The sequence below is a fragment of the Muricoccus nepalensis genome (assembly GCF_006438825.1).
In the GTDB taxonomy this organism is placed as follows: domain Bacteria; phylum Pseudomonadota; class Alphaproteobacteria; order Acetobacterales; family Acetobacteraceae; genus Roseomonas; species Roseomonas nepalensis.
In genome coordinates this window covers 36,670-61,575 of record NZ_RCZP01000016.1, presented here as the reverse complement: position 1 = coordinate 61,575, position 24,906 = coordinate 36,670, and the positions used below count along the sequence as shown (strand labels likewise).

Annotated in this window: 24 protein-coding genes; 7 read left to right on the top strand and 17 right to left on the bottom strand. The window is 75.7% G+C overall.

Annotation, left to right across the window (positions count from 1 at the left end):
• Positions 1-38: 38 nt before the first annotated feature.
• Genes EAH89_RS16355 through EAH89_RS16330 form a run of 6 tightly spaced genes read right to left on the bottom strand, consistent with a single transcriptional unit; the run spans position 39 to position 6,294 of the window.
• Entirely contained in the window at positions 39-2,357 is a 2,319-nt protein-coding gene (locus tag EAH89_RS16355; RefSeq protein WP_140884759.1) for an MMPL family transporter, read from the bottom strand.
• A complete protein-coding gene (locus tag EAH89_RS16350; RefSeq protein WP_140884758.1) occupies positions 2,354-3,865 on the bottom strand; it encodes an LpxL/LpxP family acyltransferase in 1,512 nt (503 codons plus the stop codon). The genes EAH89_RS16355 and EAH89_RS16350 overlap by 4 nt, the downstream gene beginning before the upstream one ends.
• On the bottom strand, positions 3,862-4,149 hold the full coding sequence (locus EAH89_RS16345) for a hypothetical protein (protein WP_206667579.1): 288 nt from the start codon (positions 4,147-4,149) through the stop codon (positions 3,862-3,864). The genes EAH89_RS16350 and EAH89_RS16345 overlap by 4 nt, the downstream gene beginning before the upstream one ends.
• Positions 4,146-5,537 (bottom strand): AMP-binding protein, encoded by a 1,392-nt coding sequence (locus tag EAH89_RS16340; RefSeq protein ID WP_140884757.1) that lies wholly within the window; start codon positions 5,535-5,537, stop codon positions 4,146-4,148. Before EAH89_RS16340 ends, EAH89_RS16345 begins: the two co-directional genes overlap by 4 nt.
• The gene (locus tag EAH89_RS16335) at positions 5,530-6,006 is read right to left on the bottom strand and encodes a hypothetical protein (RefSeq protein WP_140884755.1); all 477 of its coding nucleotides are present in this window, start codon (positions 6,004-6,006) and stop codon (positions 5,530-5,532) included. The genes EAH89_RS16340 and EAH89_RS16335 overlap by 8 nt, the downstream gene beginning before the upstream one ends.
• A 3-nt stretch (positions 6,007-6,009) precedes the next feature.
• Positions 6,010-6,294 (bottom strand): phosphopantetheine-binding protein, encoded by a 285-nt coding sequence (locus tag EAH89_RS16330; protein WP_140884754.1) that lies wholly within the window; start codon positions 6,292-6,294, stop codon positions 6,010-6,012.
• A gap of 112 nt (positions 6,295-6,406) precedes the next feature.
• Between EAH89_RS16330 and EAH89_RS16325 the strand changes: the two genes are divergently transcribed.
• A complete protein-coding gene (locus EAH89_RS16325) occupies positions 6,407-7,315 on the top strand; it encodes a DUF3473 domain-containing protein (protein WP_161993628.1) in 909 nt (302 codons plus the stop codon).
• Here EAH89_RS16325 and EAH89_RS16320 read toward each other — a convergent pair.
• Together EAH89_RS16320 and EAH89_RS16315 are read right to left on the bottom strand one after the other, a co-directional pair.
• The gene (locus EAH89_RS16320; protein WP_161993627.1) at positions 7,267-8,166 is read right to left on the bottom strand and encodes a MipA/OmpV family protein; all 900 of its coding nucleotides are present in this window, start codon (positions 8,164-8,166) and stop codon (positions 7,267-7,269) included. The genes EAH89_RS16325 and EAH89_RS16320 overlap by 49 nt on opposite strands.
• Entirely contained in the window at positions 8,163-8,840 is a 678-nt protein-coding gene (locus EAH89_RS16315; protein ID WP_140884751.1) for a methyltransferase domain-containing protein, read from the bottom strand. The genes EAH89_RS16320 and EAH89_RS16315 overlap by 4 nt, the downstream gene beginning before the upstream one ends.
• 105 nt (positions 8,841-8,945) lie before the next feature.
• On the opposite strand from EAH89_RS16315, the gene EAH89_RS16310 reads away from it, so the two are divergent.
• Complete coding sequence (locus EAH89_RS16310; RefSeq protein ID WP_140884750.1) at positions 8,946-9,734, top strand: enoyl-CoA hydratase; 789 nt, start codon at positions 8,946-8,948, stop codon at positions 9,732-9,734.
• Between the two features lie 11 nt (positions 9,735-9,745).
• On the opposite strand, the gene EAH89_RS16305 is transcribed toward EAH89_RS16310, so the two are convergent.
• Entirely contained in the window at positions 9,746-10,717 is a 972-nt protein-coding gene (locus EAH89_RS16305) for a Bug family tripartite tricarboxylate transporter substrate binding protein (protein WP_140884749.1), read from the bottom strand.
• A gap of 86 nt (positions 10,718-10,803) precedes the next feature.
• Here EAH89_RS16305 and guaD point away from each other — a divergent pair, with 86 nt between their 5' ends.
• Entirely contained in the window at positions 10,804-12,171 is a 1,368-nt protein-coding gene (gene guaD, locus EAH89_RS16300; protein ID WP_140884748.1) for a guanine deaminase, read from the top strand.
• Between the two features lie 53 nt (positions 12,172-12,224).
• Here the strand turns inward: guaD and EAH89_RS16295 are convergent, their stop codons facing one another.
• The gene (locus EAH89_RS16295; protein ID WP_140884747.1) at positions 12,225-12,527 is read right to left on the bottom strand and encodes a hypothetical protein; all 303 of its coding nucleotides are present in this window, start codon (positions 12,525-12,527) and stop codon (positions 12,225-12,227) included.
• A gap of 197 nt (positions 12,528-12,724) precedes the next feature.
• The gene (locus EAH89_RS16290; protein ID WP_140884746.1) at positions 12,725-14,107 is read right to left on the bottom strand and encodes a carbohydrate porin; all 1,383 of its coding nucleotides are present in this window, start codon (positions 14,105-14,107) and stop codon (positions 12,725-12,727) included.
• Positions 14,108-14,351: 244 nt separating this feature from the next.
• Between EAH89_RS16290 and EAH89_RS16285 the strand changes: the two genes are divergently transcribed.
• Positions 14,352-15,407, top strand: a complete 1,056-nt coding sequence (locus tag EAH89_RS16285; protein ID WP_140884745.1) for a S1C family serine protease — start codon at positions 14,352-14,354, stop codon at positions 15,405-15,407.
• A gap of 6 nt (positions 15,408-15,413) precedes the next feature.
• Here EAH89_RS16285 and EAH89_RS16280 read toward each other — a convergent pair whose 3' ends face one another.
• Together EAH89_RS16280 and EAH89_RS16275 are read right to left on the bottom strand one after the other, a co-directional pair.
• Positions 15,414-15,908 carry a LeuD/DmdB family oxidoreductase small subunit gene (locus tag EAH89_RS16280; RefSeq protein WP_140884744.1) on the bottom strand — a complete coding sequence of 165 codons (495 nt, stop codon included), beginning with the start codon at positions 15,906-15,908 and terminating at the stop codon, positions 15,414-15,416.
• Positions 15,909-15,922: 14 nt separating this feature from the next.
• Entirely contained in the window at positions 15,923-17,191 is a 1,269-nt protein-coding gene (locus EAH89_RS16275) for an aconitase/3-isopropylmalate dehydratase large subunit family protein (protein ID WP_140884743.1), read from the bottom strand.
• A gap of 118 nt (positions 17,192-17,309) precedes the next feature.
• Between EAH89_RS16275 and EAH89_RS16270 the strand changes: the two genes are divergently transcribed.
• Positions 17,310-17,684 (top strand): hypothetical protein, encoded by a 375-nt coding sequence (locus EAH89_RS16270; protein ID WP_140884742.1) that lies wholly within the window; start codon positions 17,310-17,312, stop codon positions 17,682-17,684.
• Between the two features lie 4 nt (positions 17,685-17,688).
• Here EAH89_RS16270 and polA read toward each other — a convergent pair whose 3' ends face one another.
• Both polA and EAH89_RS16260 read right to left on the bottom strand, forming a co-directional pair.
• Positions 17,689-20,457: a DNA polymerase I gene (gene polA / locus EAH89_RS16265; RefSeq protein ID WP_241667056.1), complete on the bottom strand. Its 2,769-nt coding sequence runs from the start codon at positions 20,455-20,457 to the stop codon at positions 17,689-17,691.
• Between the two features lie 70 nt (positions 20,458-20,527).
• Positions 20,528-20,749, bottom strand: a complete 222-nt coding sequence (locus EAH89_RS16260; RefSeq protein WP_140884740.1) for a zinc-finger domain-containing protein — start codon at positions 20,747-20,749, stop codon at positions 20,528-20,530.
• 182 nt (positions 20,750-20,931) lie between these two features.
• Here EAH89_RS16260 and EAH89_RS16255 point away from each other — a divergent pair, with 182 nt between their 5' ends.
• The gene (locus EAH89_RS16255; RefSeq protein ID WP_161993626.1) at positions 20,932-22,872 is read left to right on the top strand and encodes an AI-2E family transporter; all 1,941 of its coding nucleotides are present in this window, start codon (positions 20,932-20,934) and stop codon (positions 22,870-22,872) included.
• Between the two features lie 16 nt (positions 22,873-22,888).
• Here the strand turns inward: EAH89_RS16255 and secB are convergent, their stop codons facing one another.
• Together secB and EAH89_RS16245 are read right to left on the bottom strand one after the other, a co-directional pair.
• Positions 22,889-23,407 (bottom strand): protein-export chaperone SecB, encoded by a 519-nt coding sequence (gene secB / locus EAH89_RS16250; RefSeq protein ID WP_140884738.1) that lies wholly within the window; start codon positions 23,405-23,407, stop codon positions 22,889-22,891.
• Between the two features lie 97 nt (positions 23,408-23,504).
• Positions 23,505-24,062, bottom strand: a complete 558-nt coding sequence (locus EAH89_RS16245) for a histidine phosphatase family protein (RefSeq protein WP_140884737.1) — start codon at positions 24,060-24,062, stop codon at positions 23,505-23,507.
• A gap of 190 nt (positions 24,063-24,252) precedes the next feature.
• On the opposite strand from EAH89_RS16245, the gene EAH89_RS16240 reads away from it, so the two are divergent.
• The gene (locus EAH89_RS16240; RefSeq protein WP_140884736.1) at positions 24,253-24,906 is read left to right on the top strand and encodes a Tim44/TimA family putative adaptor protein; all 654 of its coding nucleotides are present in this window, start codon (positions 24,253-24,255) and stop codon (positions 24,904-24,906) included.

Below are 24,906 nucleotides of genomic sequence, written 5' to 3'. Positions count from 1 at the left end.
GCGGGGAACCGGCGAATTCTAGCGCGCGCCCGCGCCATCTAGGCCGTGGCTTCCGCGCGCGGCGCCAGCGCGAGCGCGAGCAGGAAGGCCGCGGCCACCCCCACCGAGACCGTCAGCCCGATCCCGTGCAGCACCGGCGTCGCGCAGAGGGCGAGCATCCCGAAGGTCAGCAGCGTCGTCACCGTGCAGGTGAGCACGGCGGCCAGGCTCCGCGCGGCCTCCGCCGCGTCCGGCTCCGCGCGCCCCAGGAACAGCGCGTAGTCGAGCCCGACGCCGGCCATCAGCAGCAGCGCCGCGAGGTGGAAGGGCGTCAGCCGCTCCCCCGCCGCGGAGAGGACCGCCAGGACCACCAGCACCGCCCCCGCGATTGGCGCCGCCCGCCGCAGCGCCGCCCCCGCGCCGCCGAGCCCGGCCGCCAGCAGCCCGAGCACCGCCAACGCCCCGACCCCGCACCAGAGGAGCGCGCCGCCCGTCGCGGCCGCGATCATCCCCTCCGTCTCGCCCTTCACGTCCACGAAGAGGATGCCGGGGTCCCCCAGCCCCTCCAGCGCCGCCCGCACCGCGCCCGCGTCGCCCACGCCCGAGAGCAGGCCGAGGCCCCGCCAGCCGCCCTCGCCGCCCGTCAGCAGGGGCGAGAGGCGGGCCGAGATCAGCGGCGCCTCGGCCAGCGCCGCGAGGTCGAGCGGCGGCAGCGCGCGGCTCTCCTCCACCGCCGCCAGGAAGGGCGCGAAGGCGCCGGGGCGGAAGGGAAGGCCCCGCCCGGCCTCCTCCAGCCGCGCCGCCAGCACCTCGGGCGGCGGCATGGCCGCCCGGCGCGCGGCCTGGGCCGCGAGGCTCGGCAGGTAGCGGCTCGGCAGGTCCAGCCCGCCCAGCCTCCCCGCCGCCAGCAAGGGCGCCAGCGCCCCCGCCACCCTCTCCGAGGCCCGGAGCACCGCCTCCGCGCTCGCTCCCCGCAGCGCCACCAAGTGCCGCACGTCGGGCGCGCCGAGCTGCGCGCGAAGCTCCCCGTCAAGGTTCCGGTCCGCCTCCGGCACCGGGCTCAGCCGGGCGATGTCGTCCTCCCAGCGCGGCGGCCCGGCCAGGACCAGCCACAGCGCCGCCAGCGCCACCAGCCCCGCCGCCAGCACGCGGCGGCCGCGCAGCCGGCCCAGCCCGCGCATGACCGGCCCCGGCAGGGGGCGCGCCGCCACCGCCTCGCCCGGCAGCAGGCGCGGCAGGCCCCAGCGGGTGACCGCGACCCCCGCCAGCAGCCCCGCCGCCCCGAAGAGCCCGAGCTGCGCGAGGCCGGGAAAGCCCGAGGCCATCATCGCGACCAGCCCCAGCGCCGCCGCCCCGGCCGCCAGCCGCAGCGTCGGCCAGATCCGCCGCGCGGCCGCCCCGAGCGCCTCGCCGGGGCGCCGGCCCGTCAGCAGCAGGATGGGGTAGTCCACGGCGACCCCGAGCATCGTCACCCCGAAGCCGAGCGCGGCCCCCTGCACCCGCCCGAAGACGAGCGAGACGGCCAGCGCCCCCGCGAGGCTCCCCGCCAGCAGCGGCACCCCCGCCGCCAGCAGCATCGCGCCCGAGCGGTAGCGCCAGACGAGGAAGGCCAGCAGCAGCACGCCCGAAAGGATCGACACCCGCTCCACGTCCGCCTTCACCGCCGCCGCCGCGCTGGCCGCGAACACGCCCGGGCCGGAGAGCAGCAGCCGCGCGCCCCGAGGCTCCGCGGCGGCGAAGGCGGCCCGCACCGCCTCGGAGGCCTCGCGCTGCCCCTCCATGTCCGTGCCCGGCGCGCGGCTCCTCGCCACCAGCAGCGCCCGCGGCGGGCCGTCCCCGCCCGCGAACCAGGCGCCGTCCCGCATCGTCACCGTGCTGCCGCCGAGCCACCCCTTCAGCAGGTCGAGGAACACGCCGGGCGGGTCGGCGAAGCCCAGGCGCGACAGCACGCCCGACATGGAGGACCGCAGCCCGTCCAGCAGCGCCTCCAGCCCCCGGCGCAGCCCCGCCACCTCGAAGACGCCCTCCGCCGGGGAGAGGAGGTAGCGGTAGCGGAACAGCAGCGCCTGCTCGCCCTCCGTCAGGTCCCCGGTGCCGTTGCCGACGAAGGCGAAGAGGCCCCCCTCTCGCAACGCGGCGCCCATGGCTTTGGAGACCCGCGCCAGCTCCGGCGCCTCCGCCCCTTCCAGCCCCACCAGCAGCAGCGTCGTCGCGGCGCCGTCGCGCAGCTCGCCGAGCAGGAAGGCGGCGCCGGGGGTGGCGGCGGGGGGAAGGAAGTCGGCCATGTCCGTGCGGATCTCGACCGCGCGGAACAGGAGGAGGCCGAGCAGCGCGAGGGCGGCCAGGGCCAGCGCCGGCCGCACGAGGGGCGATCTCACGTCCGGGGCGTGACCTGCATGACGGAGGACTCGTTGCCCACGGTCTGGAACCAGCGGATGGACCCCGCGACGCCGCGGATCTCGAGCCGCTGCACCACCGCCCGCACCCGCACGGAAAGCGGGTGCAGCACGATCGTCCAGGCCTCCGGCGTGCCCGCGAAGGACACCTCGTGGTAGCGCCGCAGCGTCGCCAGGTCCCCGGCGAGGGTCGAGCGGATCGCCTCCACCAGCGCCCGCACCTCGGGCGCCTGGTCGAGGTTCACCTCCTGCCGCTCCCCCCGCGCGGGGCGCTCGTAGACCAGCCGCTCCCCGCTCACGACGATGCGCTCCTGGAAGGGCTCCACCACCCGCTTCTCGAGCGTGGACGGCGCCTGCCACAGCAGGGTGCCGCGGCTCGGCAAGGTGTCGGCCAGGCCCGCGATCTCCTTCGTCTCGACGAACTCCGCCTCGCTCCGCCGCACCGCGGCCAGGGCGGCCATCACCGCCTCCAGCCCGCCGCCCTCCGCGGCGCCGGGTGCCGCCAGGGGGGCGGCGGCCAGCGCGGGCAGCGCCAGCACGGCCCGTCGGCCGGCCGGCGAGACCGCGGCCGGCACGGGCGCCGGCCGGCCGGGGCCGTCCAGCTCCTCCCAGAAGTCGTAGAAGTTGAACCAGTTCGCCGGGTGCGCCCGCGCCATCGCCTCCAGCCGCGCGGCATAGCGCAGCACCGAGTCGCGGAGGTCCGCCTCGCGCGCCCCGCGGCGCAGCACCACCCGCGCCGCGAACTCCTCGAAGCGGATCTCGTAGCGCCGCGGCCCGCGCCAGACCCCGAAGGCGAGCATCACCGGTGCCCCCAGCACGGCCGCCAGGATATGCGGCCCGGCCGGCAGGGGCGCGGCCGCGCCGAGGAAGGGCACCGGCACCACCCGGTCCTCCCCCACCGCCGGTCGGCGGTCCGCGAGGATGCCGACCAGCCCCCCGCGCTCGAGGCACTCCTTCGCCCGCAGCATGGAATCCGCCCGCCCGAGCGCCACCACCCGCTCCGCCTTCTCCGGCGACAGCGCGCTGAACACGGCGTTGGCGAGCCGCGCGTTGGCCTCGTACATGAAGGCCATCACCTCCACGGGGCAGCCGCGGTCGGCGAGCGCGCGCATCGCCTCGAAGGAGCCGAAATGCGCGCCCAGCAGCACGCAGCCCCAGCCCGCCGCGATATGCGCGTCGAGCGCCTCCAGCCCCGTGACGGCGATCTCGAAGCCCTTCGTGCGGCCCTGCAGCAGGTAGACGCGGTCGAGCATGGTCGCGGCGAAGGCGAAGTAGGGGCGCCAGAGATCCGCCCAGCCCGGTTCCCGCCCGAGCGCCCGGCGCTGGAAGCGGCGCATGGATTCCCGCTGGCGGGCCGGGGCCGAGAGCATGAACCAGGCCGTCACGGGGTAGAGCAGCGCGTGCGAGAAGCGCCAGCCCATCCGCCGGGCGATCCAGGCCATCAGCCGCAGCGCCGCGCCGCCGCGCTCGCGCTCGCGGGTCCAGCTCATGGCGGCGCGACCTCCCCTCGGAAGGCCAGCTCCGCGCCCACATGGGCGGTGAAGGCCAGCCGCCCCCCCTCCAGCGGGCGCAGCTCGACGAGCACCTCCTCCCCCGGCAGCACCGGCCGCAGGAACTTGGCGGAGGGCAGCCGCCCCGCGCCCGCCATCCCCGCCGCCGCCATCACCCGGTCCAGCAGCACCACGCCGGGCACGACGGGGCGCCCCGGGAAATGGCCGGGCAGGCAGGGATGCTCCGGCGGCACGGTGAAACGCAGCCGGCGCCCCTCGCTCATGCCCCGCCCCCGGCGGCGCCGGACAGGCGCTCGGCGCCAGCGGGCCGGCGCTCGGCCTCGGCCGCCGGCAGGCGCTCGCGCAGCGCCTCGAGGCTGCGGCGCGTGAGCTTGCCGACGGCGTCCCGCGGCAGGCGCTCCACCATCACCAGGGGGCGCGGCAGGAACACCGCCTCCACCCGCTCGCGCAGCGCCGCGACGATGCCGGCCGGGGTCAGGCCCGGCGCCACCACGTAGGCGGCCAGCCGCGCCGTCGGGTTGGCGTCGAGGTCCTCGGGCGCGAGGAAGACGCCGTCCTCCACCCCCTCAATCTCCGAGAGCACGCGGTTGAGCGCGGCCAGCGAGGCCCGCCGCCCGCCGCGCTTCACGAGGTCCCCGCGGCGGCCGAGCAGCCGGAAGCGGCCGTCGGGCGCGACCTCCACCAGGTCGGCCAGCGGCACGGGGGCGTCGAGGCCAGGTACGAGGGCGCTGACGGCCTCCCCGCCCTCCGCCCGCAGCCGCACGCCGTCGTAGAGCGTCCAGGCCTCGCCCTCCACCGTGCGGCGGCTGGCGATGGAGCCCATCTCGGTCGCGCCGTAAATCTCGAGCACCGGCACCGGGTCACCCGCGGACCCGAGCGCCGCCTCCGCCGCGGCGGCGAGGGAGGGGGCGAGCGGCGCCGTCGCCGAGATCACCGCCGAGACGCCCGCGACGCCCCCCGCGACGAGCGCCCGGAGCTGCAGCGGCGTCGTCACCACCACCCGGCGCCCGGGCGCGGCCGCCACCGCCTCGGCCACCTCCACGGGGTAGAAATGCGCGCCGGAATGGATGGCCACCGGCGCCCGCAGCGGCAGCATCAGGGTCGTCTCGAAGCCGTACATGTGCTGGGCCGGCACCGTGCCGATCACCGTCGCGGGGTCGGCCGCGTCGTTCAGCCCGAATCGCCGCGCCGCCGCCCGCGCGGCCGCCACCAGGGCGCCCCAGGGCTTGGCGTGCGCGGCCGGCTCCCCCGTGCTGCCGGAGGTGAAGCCGATGGCGGCGATGGCCTCGGCGGAGAGGTCGAAGTTCGCGCCCTCCCCCTCGCCCCAGGCGCCCGCCTCCGCCGCGGGGATCACCGCTTCCCCGCCGTCCACCAGCGCGTAGGCGCCGGGATGGAGCGCGGCCAGCGCCCGCTGCCGGTAGGGCGAGCGGTCGGCCGAAAGCAGGGTCACCTGCCCCCGCGCCAGCGCCGCGCCGAAGCCGACCAGCGCCAGGTAGCGGTCCGCGCAAAGATTGAGGGCGTAGGGCGCCGCCGGCAGCCGCGCCGCCAGCGCCGCGACATCCGCCAGGAAGCGGCCGGCCGTGACGGCCCGCCCCCCGCGCCGCGCCAGGACCTCCCCGGGCGCGCGGTCGAGGAAGGGGAGGCTAGCCATGCCGCGCGCGCTCGGACCGCAGGATGGCGCGGAAGGTCTGGTCGGGCCAGGCGATGCCGCCCGCGGGGAAGCGGAGGCTCCGCACCACGTGCTCCCCGAGGAACAGCGCCAGCAGGAGCAGCGGCGGCACGACGTGCCACCCGGCCCCGCCCCCCGCCAGCGGGACGAGCTGCGCGAGGGCGGCGGCGGCCAGCGCCAGGGCCCAGAGGCCTGTCAGGCGCCGCGCGTAGCCCGCGCATTCCGCGTCGTCCCGCCGCTCGTCGAAGCGGATGTAGCGGGCAATCAGCGGCTCGCGCTCCGCGCGCAGCGTGCGCGCGAAGCCCCAGGCGAAGCCGGCGAGCGCGAGCGCGGGCACCAGCGGCAGGACCGCGAGCACCGCGTCGTGGCCGAACAGCAGCCAGGCCGCGCCCGGCAGGGCCAGGGGCCCGAGCCGCCGGAACAGCCAGGCACCCCTTGCGCGAAGGGGCACGGCTCAGCCCACCCGGTTCTTCTCGATATGCGCGGACAGGCTCCGCAGCGAGGCGAAGATCCGCCCGTTCCGCTCATCGTCGGAGCGAAGCTGGAAGCCGTAGCGGCGCGAGACGGCCAGGGCCATCTCCAGCGCGTCGATGCTGTCCAGCCCCAGGCCTTCGCCGAAGAGCGGGGCCTCCGGGTCGATCTCCTCGGGCGTAACCTCGAGTTGCAGGGCTTCGACGATCAGACCCGCAACCTCTGCTTCCAGCGCCGTCATCGTCGTGGTCGAAGTCACTCTTTCCATCTCCACCCTGGGCGTTTCCACCCTCGCGCCCATTTCGTTCCATGGATTAAGCACAGGGGATGGCACTGCGCTTTAAAAAATCTCGATGACGCCGCGCAGTAAGCCACAAACCATGCGCGCGCGCCATGATCCCTGCCCCTTCGCGGCCCTCCCGCGCCGCCTGACCTTCACGGCGGACGTGGAGCCGAGCCCGGCCGAACCCGGCGGCCGGCGCCACCTCGACGCCACCGCCGCCCTGCTCGACCTGCTGGACGAGACCGGCGCGCGCGGCACCTTCTTCATCCTCGGCGAGGTGGCCGAGGCCGCGCCCCGCCTCGTGCGCGAGATCGCGGCCCGGGGCCACGAGGTCGCCTCCCACAACCACAGCCACCGCGACCTCGAGGCGCTCGGCCCCCGGGGCCTGCTCGGCGAGGCCCGCCGCGCCCGGGCCGCGCTGCAGGACGCCTCCGGCCAGGCCGTGCCGGGCTTCCGCGCGCCCTTCTTCTCCCTCACGCCCCGCACCGCCTGGGCCGCCGCGGTGATCGCCGAGGCCGGGCACGGCTACTCCTCCTCCGTGCTGCCGGCCCGCGGCTTCCTGCACGGCCACCCCGCGGCGCCCCGCCGCCCCTTCCTTTGGCCGCTGGAGGGCGGGGAGGGGCTGCTGGAGCTTCCGGTGCCGCTCGCCCGCCTCGGCCCGGCGCGCCTGCCCTTCCTCGGCGGCATGTACCTCCGCTACCTGCCGCCCTGGGACCTCCGGGCCATGTCGGCGCGGCTGGAGGGCCCGCTCGCCTGGAGCTACTGCCACCCCTACGACATCGACGCGGCCGAGCCCTTCCGCCGCGCGCCGGGCCTCGGCCTGGCGAGCAGCGCCTTCCTCTGGGCGAACCGGCGCGTGACGCTCGGCCGCCTCCGCGCCCTCCTCCGCGGCCGCGTCTCCATCCCCCTGGCCGAGCGGCTGGACGAGGCGCGGGCGATGGCCGGCCCCGCCCCCGCTCAGTCGAAGGGATCGGCCGAGGAGGCGACCGTCGCGGCCGAGCGGTAGAGCGACCAGGCGAAGCCGACCGCGACCGTCGTGTTCCAGTCCCGCCGGTGCAGCGGGCTGTCCGCGTTGGCCGCCCCCGCGAAGTTCTCCACCCGCCCGCCGCCGATGAAGGAGAGGGCGGGCGTGAGCGGCACCCGGATCGAGAACTGCAGCCGCGTGCCGAGGTAGCCGGCCCGCGCGCGGTAGGCGGGGCGCCCCGGCCGCGCGTATTGCGGCTCCACCTCGTAGTAGAGGTCGTGCAGCCGCTCGGTCGCGAAGATCGGGCCGACCCCCGCCCGGAACCGCGCCGCCCGCAGCCCCATCGCCTCCCGGAGGAAGGGCAGGTTGCCGAAGATCCGCCGCCCGGCATCCCGGTCCTCGAAGGCGAGCTCCGGCGAGACCACCACGCCGCGGTAATGGGTGGAGGAGAGGTCGCTCGAGAAGACCGCCCGCACGGGCAGCTCGATGTTCACCCGCCGCGGGTGCGCCTTGTCCCGCCACAGGGTCAGGCGCAGCGCCGGCCCCACCTCGCCCTGCCAGTCGAGGTCCGGCATGCCCTCCCGCGCCCGGTTGTTGCGGGAGGAGGCCGGGAAGGCGCCGGAGAAGGAGAGGTCCAGCCCCAGCCGGTCCCCCCGCATCAGCCGCCCGCGCAGGCCCTGGTCGTCGGCCCGCAGCAGCTCGCCCCGGTAGATGACGAAGGGGGTGCCGATGCCCCGCACGTGGTTCTGCTCGGCGGCCGGGTAGTCCGGCAGCCAGCCCCCGCCGCCGCCGATGCCGGCCTCCAGCACCGGTAGTTCAAGCGCCGGAAGCCGCACCTCCTGCGCCGCGGCGGGCGCGGCGAGCAGCAGGGCGAGGAGGAGCGCGCGCCTCACGCCGCCCGCTCCGCCACCAGCAGCACGTTCGGCAGCGGCGTGCCGGCCCAGCAGGGCGTGACCTCGCTTGTGAATCCTGCCCCGGCGAGCCGCGCCGAGACCTCGGCCACCGGCATCGGCCGCACCGCCGCGCCGTCCCGCCGGATCGCCCGCCCCGCGCGCTCCATCGCCATCCCGAGCGTGCTGCGCCAGCCGCGGCCGGGGTCGAAGAGGCGCAGCACCACCCGCCGCCGCGCCGCCGCCGCCACGCGGTCCAGCAGGGGCGCCTGCGCGGCCTCCGGCAGCTGGTAGAGCACGTCCACCATCAGCGCCGTGTCGCAATCCGGCACCCGGGCAGCGGTGAGGTCCGCGCGGATGAACCGCGCGGCCAGCCCGGCCCCGGCCGCCCGCGCCTCCGCCACCTTCGCCTCCTCGTAGTCCAGCCCGACCACCCCGGAGGCCGCGCCCGAGAGCAGCAGCGCGAGCGCGAGCTGCCCCCGCCCGCAGCCAAGGTCCGCCACCTGCCCGAGCCCCCCCTCCCGCTGGGCCAGCGCGAGGAGGGCCGCGGTCGAGGGGTCGCGCCGGAGCTTCGAGCCGACATAGCCCCGCGTAAAGCGGGACGCCCCGGCGTAGCGGGCGGCGACGGCCTCGATCAGCCGTTTCTCCGAGAGGGGGGGCGATGCTCCGTCGGGCATGGGCGGAGATTGCCGGGCGGGCGCCGCCCCCGCAACGCGCGCCTCGCCCCCTTTCCAGGCCCGGGCCGGCCGGGCAGGCTTCCCGGAACACGCGCGGAGGACCCGATGGCCGAGGACGAGCTGATCCACGAGGTGCGGGAGGGGGGCATCCTCTTCACCACCCTCAACCGCCCCCAGGCGATGAACGCCTTCACCTTCGCCATGTACGAGGGCCTGGCGGCGAAGGCGGCCGAGATCGGGCGCGACCCCGGCATCAAGGCCTGGGTGATCACCGGCGGCGGCCCCAAGGCCTTCGCCGCCGGCACCGACATCTCCCAGTTCACGAGCTTCACCACCGCCCAGCACGCGCTCGACTACGAGGAGCGCATCGGCGGCGTGCTCTCGGCGATCGAGGACTGCCCCAAGCCGACCATCGCCGCCATCAACGGCGCCTGCACCGGCGGCGGCGCGGGGGTGGCGGGGGTCTGCGACCTGCGCATCGCCTCCAGCACCATGCGCTTCGGCGTGCCCATCGCGCGCACGCTCGGCAACACCCTCTCGCTCGGCAACTACGCGCGCTTCGCGGCGCTGCTCGGCCCCGGCCGCCTGCTGGAGCTGATCTTCACCGCCCGCCTGGTCGAGGCCGAGGAGGCGCGCGCCCTCGGGCTGGTGACGGAGGTGCTGCCCGACCAGGCCGCGATGCTCGATCGCGCCGAGGCCCTGGCCCGCACCGTCGCCTCGCACGCCCCGCTGACGCTCCAGGCCGCCAAGACCACGCTCAAGCGCCTGCGCGAGAACGCCGTGCGCGGCGCCAACGCCGACGACATGGTGGCGCTGACCTTCACCAGCGCCGACTTCAAGGAGGGCGTCGCCGCCTTCCTCGAGCGCCGCAAGCCCGTCTGGACGGGAACCTAGTGCCGGGGCGGCTACTCCGCCTTGAGGTCCAGCTCCCGCGCCTTGCGGCCCCAGAAGGCGTACTCGTCCTTCACGTCCTGGGCGAAGGTCGCGCGCGGCAGGGGCGCCAGGTCCAGCCCGTCGCGCTGAAGGCTGCGGGCGAAGCGGGGGTCGCGCATCGCGCGGTCCACCGCCGCCCCCAGCCGGTCCAGCTCGGGCTCGGGCGTGCCGGCGGGGGCGAAGATGCCGTGCCAGCCGAGGATGACGATGCCCGGCAGCCCCGCCTCGGCGAGGGTGGGCGTGTCCGGCATGGAGGCCAGGCGCCGCTCCCCCGTCACCGCGATCGGCCGCAGCCGCCCGTCGCGCGCCAGCGGGATGGCGGGGGAGGGCGAGGAGAAGTTCATCGTCACCCGCCCCGCCACCACGTCCTGCAGCGCGGGCGCGGTGCCGCGGTAGGAGATGTGCTCCATCGGCACCCCCGCCGCCTCGGAGAAGAGCAGCCCCGCGAGGTGGTTGTTCGATCCCACCCCGGCCGAGGAATAGGTGAAGCCCGCGTTCGGCCGCTTCCCGGCCGCGATCAGCTCCTGGAGGCTCTTCGCGGGCAGGCGCGGGTCGATCACCAGCAGGTACTGGTAGGAGCTGACCTTCGCCACCGGCACGAGGGCGGTGGAGAGGTCCGTCCGGTCGTTCCGCTGCAGGTGCGGGTTGACCACGATGTTGGTGGAGACCGCGAAGAGCAGCGTCAGCCCGTCCGGCTTCGCGCGCGTGACGGAGACGGCGCCGACATGCCCCGCGGCGCCCCCGCGGTTGTCGATGACCACGTTCTGCCCGGTCGTCTCGATCAGCATCGGCAGCAGCTCGCGCGCCACGATGTCGGTCCCGCCGCCGGCGGAGTAGGGCACGACGAGGGTGATGGTCCGCCCCTGAGCGAGGGCGCGCCCCGTGAGGCCCGGCAGCGGCAGCGCGGGCGCGGCGAGGAGGGGGAGAAGGCGGCGGCGTCGCATGGCGGTGTCCCTGGGCGTTCCGGCGCAAGAGGCCACGCGCGGCGGCCACCCGCAACCGCGCCTCGCCACATCGTGCGGGCCGCCGCGTGACCGGCGGCGCCCTCGCCCTCCGCGGCCCCGCCTTCGCCTTCCGCCACGACCCCTTCGAGGCCGACCCGGACGACGCGCTGATCCACTGGCCGGACGCGCTGGTGGTGATGCGGGACGGCCTGGTGACGGCGCTCGGCGACCACGCCGCCCTGCGCCCGCGCCAGCCCGACGACCTGCCCGTGCACCACCACCCCGAGGGGCTGATCGGGACGGGCTTCGTGGACGCCCATGTCCACTACCCGCAGATGGAGATGACGGGCGCCTTCGGGGAAACCCTGCTCGACTGGCTCGACCGCTACACCTACCCCACCGAGGCGCGCTTCGCGGACCCCGCCCACGCCGCGCGCATTGCCGCGCTGTTCCTCCGCGCCCTGCTGCGCGCCGGCACCACCACGGCCGCCGTGTATTGCACGGTGCACGAGCACGCCGCCGACGCCCTCTTCGCGGAGGCCGGGCGCCTCGGCCTGCGGATCGTGGCCGGCAAGGTGCTGATGGACCGGAACGCGCCGCCCGGGCTGCTCGACGGCGCGGACCACGGCATCCCCGCGACGCAGCGCCTCATCGCGCGCTGGCACGGGCGCGGGCGGCTGCTCTACGCCATCACGCCGCGCTTCGCCCCCGCCTGCACCGACGCGGCGCTGGAGGCGGCGGGGCGGCTCTGGCGCGAGAGCCCCGGCACCTACGTCCAGACCCATCTCTGCGAGACCGAGGCCGAGATCGCCTGGGTGCGGGAGCTGTTCCCGGCCGCCCCCTCCTACCTCGCGGTCTACGAGCGCGCCGGCCTCGCCGGCCCGCGCGCGGTGATGGGCCACGCCGTCCACGTCGACGACGCCGACCTCTCGGCGCTGCGGGAGACGGGCTGCGGCGTGGCGCATTGCCCGAGCTCGAACCTCTTCCTCGGCAGCGGGCTGTTCCGCCTGCACGACGCCAAGGCGGCGGGGGTGCGGGTGGGGCTGGGAAGCGACGTCGGCGCGGGCACGGGGCTCTCCGCGCTGCGCACCCTCGGCGACGCCTACAAGGTGGCGCGGCTCCGCGGCGCGCGCCTGCACCCGGCCCAGGCCTTCTGGCTGGCGACCGCGGGCGGCGCCGCGGCGCTGCGGCTGGAGAGCCGCATCGGCAACCTGGCGCCGGGGATGGAGGCCGACCTCGTCGTGCTCGACCCGCGCGCGACGCCGGAGCTGGCGCTGCGCACCGAGGGCGCGGGCCTCGCCGACACCCTCTTCGCGCTCACCGCCCTCGGCGACGAGCGGGCGGTGCGGGCGACCTACGTGGCCGGGCGCCTCGCCCACGACCGCGACGCGCCGGCGGACACCGAGGGTCCGGCCCGCCCGGTGGGCGCGGGCCGGCCGCCCGGCAGGGGCTGAGCGGGGACCAGGGCCGCCCGGCCCCGGCCCCCAGACTCGAGTCCCCGGATGGCTTAGCGCGCCCGGCGCGCCGCGGGGGCGCTGCTGCGGGCCGGCGCGGTGCTGCGCGCGGGCGCCGGCGCGGGCTCGGGCGGGGTGGCGCTGGCGGGGGTCACGCCGCGCGACTTGTCCAGCTCCTCGAACATGCACTTGTTCACGGCGAAGGGCGTGGCGCCGGGGAAGCGCTGCTCGCAGGCGGGGCGGAAGGCCTCCTCGGGCGGCGGGGCCACGGCGGGGGTCGGGGCGGGCGGGGTGGCGCAGGCCGCGAGCAGCGCCAGCGAAGGCAGCAGCGAGGCCTTGAGGATCGTCTTGATCACCGGTTCGTCCTATGGAGAAGGCCCCTGCAGGGTCTGGGGCGGAGGCCCTTCTAGGGCCCCGCGCCCCGCGCGTCACCGGGGTTCCCCAAGGGGTTGCAAGGCGAGATCACGATGTCGCGCGAGGGTGCCCACGGCGCAACGCCCCGTCGGTCGTTCCGGGAAGGGCCGGGCCGTCGTTCCGGGCGCGGCGCCCCGCCTCAGAAGGACACCCGCGCCCTGACCGCCACGAAGGTGACCGGCCCCCGGTCCCGGTTGTAGGCCGGGTTCACCGCGTGCTGGAGGTCGAGCGCGAGGTTGATCCCCGGCGCCACCGCCGCGTCGTAGAAGGCCTCCGCCACGTATTCCGGCCCGCCCCGCAGCGCGCCGTCGCCGGTGATGAAGCCGATCCCGCCCGCGGCCAGGAAGCGCCGCCGCCCCTCCGAAGCCCAGCCGACGTTGCCGCCGAGCCCCACCGTGTCCCCCTGCCGTCCCCAGCGCCCGCCCTTGAGCGAGAGGCCGGCGGAGACGGCGCGGTCCATCTCCGTGAACATCCAGTTCTGCGTGCGCCCGTCGTTCCAGGACAGACGCGCGAAGGCGCCGAGCTCGTCCGCAATCTCCTGCTCAAAGGTGAGGGCCGCCATCCGCTTGGACCGGTAGCCGCTCGGGTTCAGATCGAAGCTCTCGGGATCGCGCGGGTCGATCTCGCCCCAGCGGGACTGGCGCGTGCGCGACAGGCCGAGGATCAGCCGCACCGCCCCCAGCCGCCCGCCGAAGCGGGTGGTGCGGTCCACCTCGCCCAGCAGCTGGAAGGCGCGCGTCGGCGCGGGGTCAAGGAAGAGGCCGTTCACCCGCCGCGCCACCTGGAAGGCGCCGGCGCGCAGGCCCCAGGTGCCGTTCTCCCACTCCGCCGCGGCGCCCACCGTCCAGCCTCGCGCGTCGGCCGCGTAGTCCACCGCCCCCGCGCCCACCAGCGCCCAGTTGAGGAACTGCGTGCGCGCGTCGTGGGCGTAGGCGTTGCGGTCGAAGATGTCCCAGGTGGAGAACTTGCCGATCGTGATGGTCACCCGCTCCCGCGGGAGGGGCGCCGCGAAGCGCAGTGGGTCCTCCTCGGGCTCCTCCAGGTCGCCCGAGAGGCCAATCGTCTGGCGGAAGAAGGCGCGGGGCACGAAGAAGGTCGGCTCGGTGGAGCCGAGGCGGAAGGCCTCGTTGTTCGGGTAGGCCGCGAGCCCCGTGGAATTGGACAGGCCGTAGCCGCGGGTGACCGAGAGGTCCACCACCGCCTCCGCTCCCTGCCAGAGCCGCCGGCCGACGACGAGGTCGGTCGAGAGGGTGTTCGCCGCCTGCGCCCTGGGCCGCAGGCTGCCCTCCGCCCGGTAGGGGGAGCGGAAGCCGGGGTGCCCCTGCAACACGAAGGTCGCCTGGCCGTGGACGAACCAGCCCAGCGCCTCCAGCCCCGCCAGGCGCGCGGCGGTCTCGGGAAACAGGGCAGGCTCCTCCGGCCGCCCACCGCCGGGATTGCCGCCCCCCTGCGCGAGGGCGGGGCCCGCCGCCGGGAGGAGGGCGAGGGCGAGAAGGGCGGCCCTGGCGGACCGGCCGGCCACCGCAAGGGAGGAATTCATCGGCGTCGGAAGGGGCGGTTGGCGGTGCGCATCGTCGTCTCCGTCGCGCACCAACGCATGAACAGGTCTTCATGTCGCGAGATGTGCGCTGTTTCCATTGTTAAATCAGAAGCTTAGCTTGGTATCGCCCGGCGCCGCCCCTGGCAAGCGACGGATCGGTGACGAAAGGGCGCTTGGCCCGGCGGCGATTGACGCGGGGCCGCGGGTTGCACACATCGGCGTGACGATGAAGCCCCTCCCCGCCGCCGCCCTCCTCCTCGCCCTGGCCGCCCCCGCGCTGGCCCCCCTCGCGCGGGCCCAGGCCCCCTCCTCCGCCCCGCCCGGCGCCGAGGAGGGCTTCCGCGTGGTGAACCGAACGGGGCAGGAGGCCACGACGCTCAACGCCGTGCGCAGCGGCCGGCCGGACTGGGGCAACAACCTCCTGCCGCGCCCGTTGGCCGCCGAGGCCGGCTACCGCCTGCGCCCCAACCCCCAGGCGGGCTGCCGCTTCGACCTGCGACTCGTCCTCGCCGACGGGCGCGAGGCGGTCTCGCGCAACCGCGACATCTGCGCCGAGCGCGAGATCGCCCTCGACGCCGCCACCGTCGCGGCGGCCGCGCGCCCCGGGCCCGTGCCCACGCCGCCCGAGGCGATCCCCCGCCCGGGCGTCCGCGCCTCCACCGGCACCGGCTTCCTCGTCGCGGGCGAGCGCGTGCTGACCAACCGCCACGTCGTCGACAACTGCAACCGCGTCCTCGTCCGCGGGCCGGACGGGCGCAACCACGCGGCCACGCCCCCGGCGCGCACCGACGCGACCCTCGACCTCGCGCTGCTCACGGTGCCTGGCCTCGCCGGCCCCGTCCTCGCCTTCCGCCAGGGCCCGCCCGTGCGGCGCGGCGAGGGGGTGGTGGCCTATGGCTACCCGCTGACCGGGCTGCTCTCCTCCGACGCCAAGCTCACCCGCGGCGAGATCAACGGCTTGGCCGGGCTGCGCGACAACCAGGACCAGTTCCAGATCAGCGCCCCCGTGCAGCCCGGCAATTCCGGCGGGCCGCTGCTGGACATGCAGGGCAACGTCGTCGGCGTCGTGGTGTCGAAGCTGAACGCCCAGGCCGTCGCGGGCCGGACGGGGGACATCGCCCAGAACATCAACTTCGCGGTCAAGGGCGAGCGCGCGGCGGCCTTCCTGCGCGCGGCCGGCGTCTCGCCCACGGCCGCCACCAGCGGCGGCACCGACCGCAGCACGGCCGACGTGGGCGAGATCGCCGGCCGCTCCACCGTCTTCATCCGCTGCGAGGGGTAGGGGGTCTCAGCGCCCCGCGGCCAGGGCGCCCCGCAAATGGGGCACGAGGCCGCCGGCCGCGAGGATGGCCGCGACCTCTCCCGCCAGCGCCGCGGCCTGCCATTCCCGCCCGCCCTGCGCGATCCGGCCGGAGACGGGGTCGAGCTCCACCGCCTCCCCCTCCCGCAGCGCCGCCGCGGCCTCGGGGCAGACCATCACCGGCAGGGCCAGGTTGATGGCGTTGCGGAAGAAGATGCGCGCGACGCTGGCCGCGACCACGGCCGCTATGCCCGCGCCCTGCAGCGCCAGGATCGCGTGCTCGCGCGAGGAGCCCGAGCCGAAGTTCCGCCCGGCCACCAGCACGTCGCCGGGCCCGACCCGCGCGGCGAAGCCGGGGTCCAGCCCCTCCAGGCAATGGGGGCCGAGCTGCGCGCGGTCGCGCAGCGTGAGGTAGCGGCCGGGGATGATGACGTCCGTGTCGACGTGGTCCCCCACGCGGTGGACGAGGCCCTCGATCGGCATGGCGCCTCCCCCTCTCAGCCCGCGAGCTCGGCGGGGTGGATGATCTCGCCCGCGACGGCCGCGGCGGCGGCCACCCAGGCGTTGGCGAGGAAGACGCGCGCCTCCGGGTCGCCCATGCGGCCGCGGAAGTTGCGGTTGGTGGTCGCCACCGCCGTCTCCCCGGCCGCGAGGATGCCCATGTGCCCGCCGAAGCAGGCGCCGCAGGTGGAGGGGCCGATAGCCGCGCCCGCCTCGGCAAGGGTGCCGAGCAGCCCCTCGGCCAGGGCGGCGCGCCAGATCCGCTGGGTGGCCGGCACCACCACCAGCCGCACCCCGCGCGCGACCTTGCGCCCGCGCAGCATCTCCGCGGCCTGGCGGAGGTCCGTCAGCGTGCCGTTGGAGCAGTTGCCGATATAGACCTGGTCCACCCGCGTGCCGCGCAGCTCCCCGACCGCCGTGCCGTTGGCCGGGGAGGGGGGCGCGGCGACGAGGGGCGTAAGGGACGCGACGTCGACGGCGAGGCGCGCCCGGTAGCGCGCGCCCTCCTCCGCCATGACCGCCGGCCGCGGCGCCATGCCGCGCGCGGCCATGTCGGCGGCCGAGGCGGCGTCGCCCTCGAAGACGCAGGCATCGGCCCCGGCCTCGACGGCCATGTTCGCCACCGCCATGCGCTCGTCCATGCCGAGCCCGGCCAGGGCGGGGCCGCCGAACTCGATCGAGGCGTCCATCGCCCCGTCCGAGCCGATCCGCCGGATGAGCTCCAGCACGATGTCCTTGCCCGTGACGAAGGGCGGCTTGCCGCCGGAGAGCTCCACCCGGATGCTCTCGGGCACGCGCATCCACAGCCGCCCCGCCGCCAGCGCGCCCGCGAGGTCGGTGGAACCGAAGCCGATGCCGAGCGCGTTGAAGGCGCCGGCCGTGCAGGTGTGGCTGTCCGCGCCGAAGACGATGCTCCCGTGGCCGACCAGCCCGAGCTCCGCCAGCAGCGTGTGCTCGATCCCGCCCTCGCCCGGGCCGTAGTGGTGGCGGATGCCCTGGGCCGCCGCGAAGGACCGGTTGCGGCGCAGCGCGTTGGCGCTCTCCACGTCCTTGGCGGGGGCGAAGTGGTCGTCCACCAGCACCACGCGCTCGGGGTCGAAGACGCGCGGCGCACCAATCGCCTCGAACTGGGCGTAGGCGAGGGGGCCGGAGACGTCGTTCAGCAGCACCACGTCGGGCCGGATGGTCGCGATGGTGCCGGGGCGGATCTCGCCCTCCACGGCGTGGCTCGCGAGGATGCGCTCGGTGATCGTCAGGCCCGCCACGTGGGGCTCCTCCCTTCCCGGATCGGTCGAGACTGGGCGCGGCGCCCGCCCGCGTCCACCGGGGGGGCGCTTCCGAATCGGCTTCCCAGGCGCGGCGGGAAGGGCTCACAATCCGGTGATGCGCCGTCTTGCCCTCGCCCTCCTCCTCTCCGCGCTCGCGGCGCCAGCGCTGGCACAATCCCCCGCCAGCAGCTGGCGCCTGGTGAACCGGACCGGGCAGGACGCCGTCAGCCTTCTCTCCACCGAGGCGGGATCGGCCGCACGCGGCCGGAACCGGCTGCGCCAGCCGGTCGCGAGCGGCGCGGAGAAGACCTTGCGGCGGAAGGCCGGCTCCCCCTGCCGGCTGGACCTCCGCGTGCGCCTCGCCGACGGGAAGGAAGCGGTGGCGGCCGGGCACGACGTCTGCGCCTCGCCGACGGTGGTGCTGGAGCCCGCGGCCGTGCAGCCCGCCGCGGCCCCCGCCCCCGCCGGACGCCGCCGCGCCGCCGGCTAGGGCCCTAGTGGGCCTCCGCCCAGGAGTGCCCCGTGCCGATCTCGACCGCCAGCGGCACGCGAAGGGTCGCGACGCCCTCCATCACCGCCTGCACCACCGGCTTCGTCGCCTCCACCTCGTCCTCGGGCACCTCGAACAGGAGCTCGTCGTGCACCTGGAGGAGCATCCGCGCGCGGAGCCTCGCCTCGCGGAGCGCCTTCGGGAGCCGCACCATGGCGCGCTTGATGATCTCGGCCGCGCCCCCCTGGAAGGGCGCGTTGATCGCGGCGCGCTCGGCGTTGCCCCGCCGCCCCTGGTCGCGCGCGCCGATCTCGGGGATCCAGAGCTTCCGGCCGAAGGGCGTCAGCACGTAGCCGTTGGTGCGGGCGTCCTCCTTGAAGCGCTCCATCGCGTCGCGGATGCCCGGGTACTGCGCGAAGTAGGCGTCGATGATGCCTCGTGCCTCGCCGGCGCCGATGCCGAGCCGGCCGGCCAGGCCGAAGGCGGACATGCCGTAGATGATGCCGAAGTTGATCGTCTTGGCGCGGCGCCGGGCCTCGCGGTCCACCTTGTCCGGCGGGATGCCGTAGATGTCCGACGCCGTGCGCGAGTGGATGTCCTGCCCCGTCGCGAAGGCCTCCCGCAGCGAGGGCACCTCGGCCACGTGGGCGAGCAGCCGCAGCTCGATCTGCGAGTAGTCCGCGGCCAGCAGCAGGTGCCCCGGCTCGGCCACGAAGGCGCGGCGGATGCGCGCGCCCTCCTGAGAGCGGATGGGGATGTTCTGCAGGTTCGGCTCGGTGGAGGAGAGCCGCCCCGTGCTCGTGATCGCCATCGAGAAGTCGGTGTGCACGCGCCCGTCGGCGGCCAGCTGCGCCTGCAGGCCCTCGACATAGGTCGAGTTCAGCTTCGAGAGCTGCCGCCAGTCGAGCACCTTGCGCGGCAGCGGGTGGCCGGTGGAGGCCGCCAGCTCCTCGAGCGTCGCGGCGTCGGTGGAATAGGCGCCGGACTTGCCCTTGCGCCCGCCCGAGAGCCCCATCTCGCCGAAGAGGATCTCGCCGAGCTGCTTGGGCGAGCCCACCGCGAAGGGGCGGCCGGCAATCTCGTGGATCTCCGCCTCCAGCGCCGCCATGCGCTCGGTGAACTCGGCGCCGGCCTGCTTCAGCGCGGGGCCGTCCACCTTCACGCCGGCCATCTCCATGTCGCGCAGCACGGTGATCATCCGGCGCTCGACCTCCTCGTAGAGGGCCAGCGCCTTCTCCTCCCGCAGCTTCGGGCGCAGCGCGTGCCACAGGCGCAGCGTCACGTCCGCGTCCTCGGCCGCGTAGCGCGTGGCCTCGTCGAGCGGCACCTGGGCGAAGGGCTTGCGGCCGCGCCCCGTGCCCGTCACCTCGTCGTAGGTGATGGGCTGGTGCGACAGGTGGCGGCGCGCCAGCTCGTCCATCCCGTGCCCGTGCCGCCCGGCGTCGAGCGAGTAGGAGATCATCATCGTGTCGTCGACCGGCGACACCTCCAGCCCCCCGTTCGCCTCCCGGTTCAGCACCTCGAGGTCGTATTTCGCGTTGTGCAGCACCTTCAGCACGGAGGGGTCCGCCAGCAGCGGGCGCAGCACGTCCATCGCGGCGTCGAAGGGCAGCTGCTCCGGCGCGGGGGAGAGCATGTCCGTTCCCTCGTGGCGCAGCGGCAGGTAGGCGGCGCGCCCGGGGGCCACCGCCAGGCAGACGCCGACGAGGGAGGCGTTGAGCGCGTCGAGCCCCGTGGTCTCGGTGTCGAGCGCCATCACCCCGGCCGTGCGCGCGGCCTCGGCGAAGGCGTGCAGGGCGTCGATGGTGGTGATCGTCTCGTAGGGGCCGAAGGGCGCGCCCTCCGCCGGCAGGGTGAGGGCGACCGGCGCGGGCGCGGGCCCGGCGGGGCGCGAGACCGGCACCTCCCCGCTCGCGTCCAGCCCGAGGCGGTGCTGCACGCTGCGGAAGCCCTGCAGCTTGAGGAAGGCCATCAGCTTGCCCGGCTCCGGCGCCCGGGTCGCCAGACCCTCCATCGGCAGCGGCAGCGGGGCGTTGCGGTCGAGCTCCACCAGCTTGCGGGAGATGCGGGCCTTCTCCGCGTTCTCCTCCAGCGCCTGGCGCCGCTTGGGCTGCTTGATCTCGGACAGGCGCGAGAGAAGCGTCTCCACGTCGCCGTAGGTCTCGATGAGCTGCGCGGCCGTCTTGATGCCGATGCCCGGCACGCCCGGGATGTTGTCGGTGGAGTCGCCGGCCAGCGCCTGCACCTCCACCACCTTCTCCGGCATCACGCCGAACTTCTCCACGACCTCGGCGGCGTGGATCGGCTTCTGCTTGATGGGGTCGAGCATGCGGATGCCGCCGCCCACCAGCTGCATCATGTCCTTGTCGGAGGAGACGATCGTGACCTGCCCGCCCTCCTTCGCGAAGGCGGTCGCGTAGGTCGCGATGAGGTCGTCCGCCTCGAAGCCGTCGAGCTCCACGCGGGCGACGCAGAAGGCGTCCGTCGCCTCGCGGATGAGGCCGAACTGCGGGGCGAGCTCCGGCGGCGCCTCCGGGCGCTGCGCCTTGTAGGCGGGGTAGAGCTCGTTCCGGAAGGTGGAGCGCGAGGCGTCGAAGACGACCGCGATGTGGCTTCCCGCGTGCTTGGAGAGGAAGTTCGCCAGCATCTGCGTAAAGCCGAAGACGGCGTTCACCGGCACCCCCGCCGGGTTGGTCATCGGCGGCAGGGCGTGGAAGGCGCGGAAGATGTAGCCGGAGCCGTCCACGAGGATGAGGTGCCGCGACGGGTCCACCTCCGCCACGATGGGGTCGGCCACCGGTGCCTTGTCGGCCGCCTCGTCGGCGCTCGCGGTGCCCACGGGATCAGTGATGGCCGTCATCCCCCGCGCCGGGCGCGAGGTGGAAGGTGCGCGAGCAGTAGGGGCAGGTGATCTCCTCCCCCTCGAGCCGCATCCAGATCAGGGGATGGCCGAGGGTGCCGCCGCCGTCGCAGGGGACGTGGCGGGAGAACACCTCGATCACCTCCTCGGCGGTCACGCCGGGAACACGGTTGGGGGCGTAGCCGGTGAAGTTGGGATCGCGCATCGGGACCTGACGTGTGGTGGGACCGCCCCCGGGGAGCCGCCGGGTGCTTCGCCCCCCAAGATAGGGCCGCCCCGCCCATCCGGCCAGCGCCGGCCTGCCGGCCCGCGGCCACGGGGGCACAAGCCCCTGGAACAATGGGCCCCGGCCGGCGTTCCGTTACGGCAACCGCTCCTGTGGAGACCATGCCGGATTCTGTCGGACCCCGCCCGCCCCGGATTTCCCTCGCTCCCCGCCCGAGCCTCTCGGGGGAGGTGGCCGCGGCCGGGGTCCCCGCCGGGGGGCCGGGCGTCTTCTACGCCGGCATCGCCCTGGTCGCCGTGCTCTACGCCACGCGCGAGCTGCTGGTGCCCCTGGCGCTCGCGGTCCTGCTGGCCTTCGTCCTCGCCCCGGTGGTGCGGGCCATCCGCCGGGTCGGCGTGCCCCGCGTCGCCTCGGAGATGCTCGGCGTCCTCCTCGCGGTCGCGGTCATCTCGGGCATCGGCGCCCTCATGGGCCGCCAGCTCGCCGAGCTGGCCCGGGACCTTCCCTTCTACCAAGCCACGGTCTCGCAGAAGCTGACGGGGCTGATGGGCGACCAGGGCCCGCTCGGCCACGCCTCGGAGCTGCTCCGCTCGCTCGGCGAGGGGCTCTCGGGCAAGGGCGGGACGGGCGCCCCCTCCACCGCCCCGCAGGCCGGCCCGCCGCCCCTGCCGGTGGAGGTGCGCGAGCCGGCGCCGGGCCTCCTCACGGTCGTGCAGCGGGTGGTCGGGCCGCTGCTGGGCCCGGTGGCCACCACCGGCATCGTCATCGTCTTCGTCGTCTTCCTCCTTCTCTACCGGGAGGACCTGCGGGACCGGCTCATCAAGCTGATGGGCTCGCGCGACCTCCAGCGCACCACGGCCGCCCTCAACGAGGCCGCCTCGCGCCTGTCGCGCTACTTCCTCGCCCAGACCGCGCTGAACGCCGTCTTCGGGGTCGCCATCTCGGCCGGCCTCTGGGCCATCGGCGTCCCCAACCCGCTTCTCTGGGGCTTCATCGCGGGGCTGATGCGCTTCGTGCCCTTCATCGGCGGCTTCATCGCGGCGGCCTTCCCCCTCCTCCTCGCCATCGCGGTCGACCCGGGCTGGACGATGCTCATCTGGGTCATCGTCCTCTTCGCGGTGGCCGAGCCGGTGATGGCCCAGGCGGTGGAGCCGATGGTCTACGGCCACTCCACCGGCCTCTCGCCCGTCGCGGTGCTGCTGGCGACCGCCTTCTGGGCCTGGCTCTGGGGGCCGATCGGCCTCCTGCTGGCGACCCCGCTGACGGTCGGGCTGGTGGTGCTCGGCCGCCACGTGGACCGGCTGGAGTTCCTCGACGTGCTGCTCGGCGACCGCGCCGCGCTCGAGCCCTCGGAGGCCTTCTACCAGCGCGCCCTGGCCGGGGACGGCGACGGGCTGGCCGAGCAGGCGGAGCTCCAGCTCCGCACCCTGCCGCTGCTTGGGTATTACGACGAGGTCGCCCTGCCCGGCCTCTCCCTCGCCCAGGGGGACGCGACGCGCGGCGCGCTCGACCGCACCCGCCTCGACGTGCTGCGGGCGCGGGTGGACGGGCTGCTGGACGACCTGTCGGAGCACGAGGACGCCGAGCCCCCGGCGCTGGAGGCCGACGGCCCGGTGGACCGCGACCCGAACGAGGCCGCCGGCGCCCAGGAGCCGCCCCCGCCGCCCCCGCCCGAATGGGGCGCACCGGGCACGGTGCTCTGCGTCGCCGGGCGCGGCCGGCTGGACGAGCAGGCCACCACCATGCTCGCCCAGGTGCTCAACCTGGCCGGCTACGGCGCCACGGCCCTGCCGGCCGAGGCGCTGCGCGACGCCGCCGCCACGCCCGCGGGCGTGCGGGCCGTCGTTCTCTCGGCGCTGGAGGGGGGCAGCGGCGCGGCCAGCGCGCGCTACGCCATGCGCCGCCTGCGCCGGCGTTTCCCGGACGCGCTTCTCGTCGCCGGCGTCTGGGGCGCGGAGCGGGACAGCCCGGTCCTCGCGGCGCTGCGCGAGGAGAACGGGCGGGGCTGCGAGGCCCGGTCGCTGCGCGACGCCCTCGCCTGCCTCTCGGCCGCGGCGGCGCCGGCGGAGCCCGCCTCCCCGCGGGCGATGGCCGAGGGCTAGCCCCGGCCCGGCCCCTTCAGGCCAGCGCGGCGCCCGCCTCGGCGCCGCCCTGAGCGCGGCGGGACTGCCAGAGCGCCACGAAGTCGATCGGCGTCAGCGCCACCGGCATGAAGCCGCCGTCGCGCGTGACGTCGGAGAGGATGTTGCGGGCGAAGGGGAAGAGGAGCCGCGGGCACTCGACCAGCAGCACCGGCTCCAGCACGTCCGGCTGCACGTTGATCGTGAAGATGCCGCTGTAGGCGAGCTCCACGATGAAGGCGGTGGTGCCGTCCGTGGTCTTGGCGTCGGCGCGGATCTGCAGCGTCACCTCGAAGACGTTCCCGCCCTCCTTCAGGGCGCGGGCCTGGACGTCGAGCGCGACGTCGATCCGCGGCTGCTCGCGCAGCGAGGTGTAGATCTCGGGCGCGCCCGGGACCTCGAAGGAGAGGTCCTTCACGTACTGGAGGTTCACCACCAGCGGGCCCTGAGGCTGCTCGGTCGGGGCGCCGTTGGCGCCGTTCGGCGGGAGGTTGGCGGGCGGCGGCAGGTCGGACATGGAATGGGCCTTGGAAGAAGCGAGTGCCGGCGGGGTAGCACGCGCCGGGGGGGCTGTCAGTCCGGGTCGTGCCCGCCCCCCCTCTCGGCCCCGCGCCTCAGCCGTGCTGCCAGGAGACCGTCAGCGGTCCCTCCTCGGTCGGGTCCACGCGCAGCCACTGGCCGTTCATCACGGACTGCCCGGTCATCGCCAGGATGAAGCCCCAGTGGCAGACCACGACGGTGTGGGGCCAGTCCGGCCGCTCGCGCATCTCGCCCCGGAACAGACGGGCGCGGGAGAGGACGCTGTCGCCGCCCTCCTCCTCCTGCGGCCACCAGACGGCCTCGAGATGCGCGAAGTCGTGCTCCGGCCAGGCCTCGGCGAGCGCGTCGCGGGGGGAGCCGACGTCGCACTTGAAGGCGTAGCGCTCGCGCACCAGCGGCTGGACGTGGACGGGCAGGCCCAGCCGGCGCGCCAGCGGCGCCGCGGTCTGCAGCGCGCGGGTGTAGGGGCTGGCGAGGATGCGGCGGATCCCCTCCCCCGCCAGCGCCTCGGCCGCGGCCTCCGCCTGGGCGTGGCCGAGCGGGGTGAGCCGCGGGTCCTCGATCCCCGGGTCCTTCCGGGTGGCCGTGAAGTGAAGGTTGAACTCGCTCTGGCCGTGTCGCAGCAGGATCATGGGCGCGCCTCTCGGTCTTGGGCCTGCCGATAGCGGGCCGGGGTCGAGCGCACAACGCCCGGGACCCGCCCGCGGTGCGGCCCCGCGCCGCCGCCGGAACGATCCCGGGGACGATTCCACCCCCCGCCCCGCCTGCCTGGTTGCGGTCGGGGGTCCCCGCGCCTAACTATCCTGTCATGAGGAGATTCTAATGCAAGGCGGCGGATTCCCGATTGATCTGATCCTGTTCGGGATGGTGGCGGCCTTCCTGGTGCTGCGCCTGCGCAGCGTGCTGGGCCGCCGCACCGGGTTCGAGCGCCCGCCGGGCGAGCGGGGCGGCCTGCCCGTGCCGCCGGTCGCCGGCGCGCCGGCCCCTGCCGCGGCCGCGCCGCTCCGCGGCGTGCCGGACGCCCGCGGCCCCGTGGGCCAGGCGCTGGCCCGCATCCGCTCGGCCGACCCTTCCTTCGACCCCGGCGCCTTCCTCGGCGGCGCGGAGGGCGCCTTCCGCATGATCGTGGAGGGCTTCGCCGCCGGCAACCGCCCGCTCCTGCGCGATCTCCTCTCCGACGACACCTACGCCGGCTTCGAGGGCGCCATCGCCGACCGCGAGTCGCGGGGCGAGGTGCAGCGGACCGAGATCCGGGAGATCCGCGAGGCCGTGATCGACGGCGCCGACCTGCGCGGCACCACCGCCGAGGTCACCGTCCGCTTCGTCTCCGACCAGGTGAACCTCACCCTCGACTCCGCGGGCAAGCCGGTCGCCGGCACCGACGCCGTGACCGAGCTGACGGACATCTGGACCTTCCAGCGCGACGTCCGCAGCAGCGACCCCGCCTGGAAGCTCACCAGCACCCGCTCCGCCTGA

What these genes read in the sequence shown, in the direction of transcription:
- EAH89_RS16350 (WP_140884758.1), bottom strand. Translation starts at nt 3,865, where the DNA reads ATGAGCTGGACCCGCGAGCGCGAGCGCGGCGGCGCGGCGCTGCGGCTG.
- EAH89_RS16345 (WP_206667579.1), bottom strand. Translation starts at nt 4,149, where the DNA reads ATGAGCGAGGGGCGCCGGCTGCGTTTCACCGTGCCGCCGGAGCATCCC.
- EAH89_RS16340 (WP_140884757.1), bottom strand. Translation starts at nt 5,537, where the DNA reads ATGGCTAGCCTCCCCTTCCTCGACCGCGCGCCCGGGGAGGTCCTGGCG.
- EAH89_RS16330 (WP_140884754.1), bottom strand. Translation starts at nt 6,294, where the DNA reads ATGGAAAGAGTGACTTCGACCACGACGATGACGGCGCTGGAAGCAGAG.
- EAH89_RS16325 (WP_161993628.1), top strand. Translation starts at nt 6,407, where the DNA reads ATGCGCGCGCGCCATGATCCCTGCCCCTTCGCGGCCCTCCCGCGCCGC.
- EAH89_RS16315 (WP_140884751.1), bottom strand. Translation starts at nt 8,840, where the DNA reads ATGCCCGACGGAGCATCGCCCCCCCTCTCGGAGAAACGGCTGATCGAG.
- EAH89_RS16310 (WP_140884750.1), top strand. Translation starts at nt 8,946, where the DNA reads ATGGCCGAGGACGAGCTGATCCACGAGGTGCGGGAGGGGGGCATCCTC.
- EAH89_RS16305 (WP_140884749.1), bottom strand. Translation starts at nt 10,717, where the DNA reads ATGCGACGCCGCCGCCTTCTCCCCCTCCTCGCCGCGCCCGCGCTGCCG.
- EAH89_RS16285 (WP_140884745.1), top strand. Translation starts at nt 14,352, where the DNA reads ATGAAGCCCCTCCCCGCCGCCGCCCTCCTCCTCGCCCTGGCCGCCCCC.
- EAH89_RS16280 (WP_140884744.1), bottom strand. Translation starts at nt 15,908, where the DNA reads ATGCCGATCGAGGGCCTCGTCCACCGCGTGGGGGACCACGTCGACACG.
- EAH89_RS16270 (WP_140884742.1), top strand. Translation starts at nt 17,310, where the DNA reads ATGCGCCGTCTTGCCCTCGCCCTCCTCCTCTCCGCGCTCGCGGCGCCA.
- EAH89_RS16260 (WP_140884740.1), bottom strand. Translation starts at nt 20,749, where the DNA reads ATGCGCGATCCCAACTTCACCGGCTACGCCCCCAACCGTGTTCCCGGC.
- EAH89_RS16255 (WP_161993626.1), top strand. Translation starts at nt 20,932, where the DNA reads ATGCCGGATTCTGTCGGACCCCGCCCGCCCCGGATTTCCCTCGCTCCC.
- secB (WP_140884738.1), bottom strand. Translation starts at nt 23,407, where the DNA reads ATGTCCGACCTGCCGCCGCCCGCCAACCTCCCGCCGAACGGCGCCAAC.
- EAH89_RS16245 (WP_140884737.1), bottom strand. Translation starts at nt 24,062, where the DNA reads ATGATCCTGCTGCGACACGGCCAGAGCGAGTTCAACCTTCACTTCACG.
- EAH89_RS16240 (WP_140884736.1), top strand. Translation starts at nt 24,253, where the DNA reads ATGCAAGGCGGCGGATTCCCGATTGATCTGATCCTGTTCGGGATGGTG.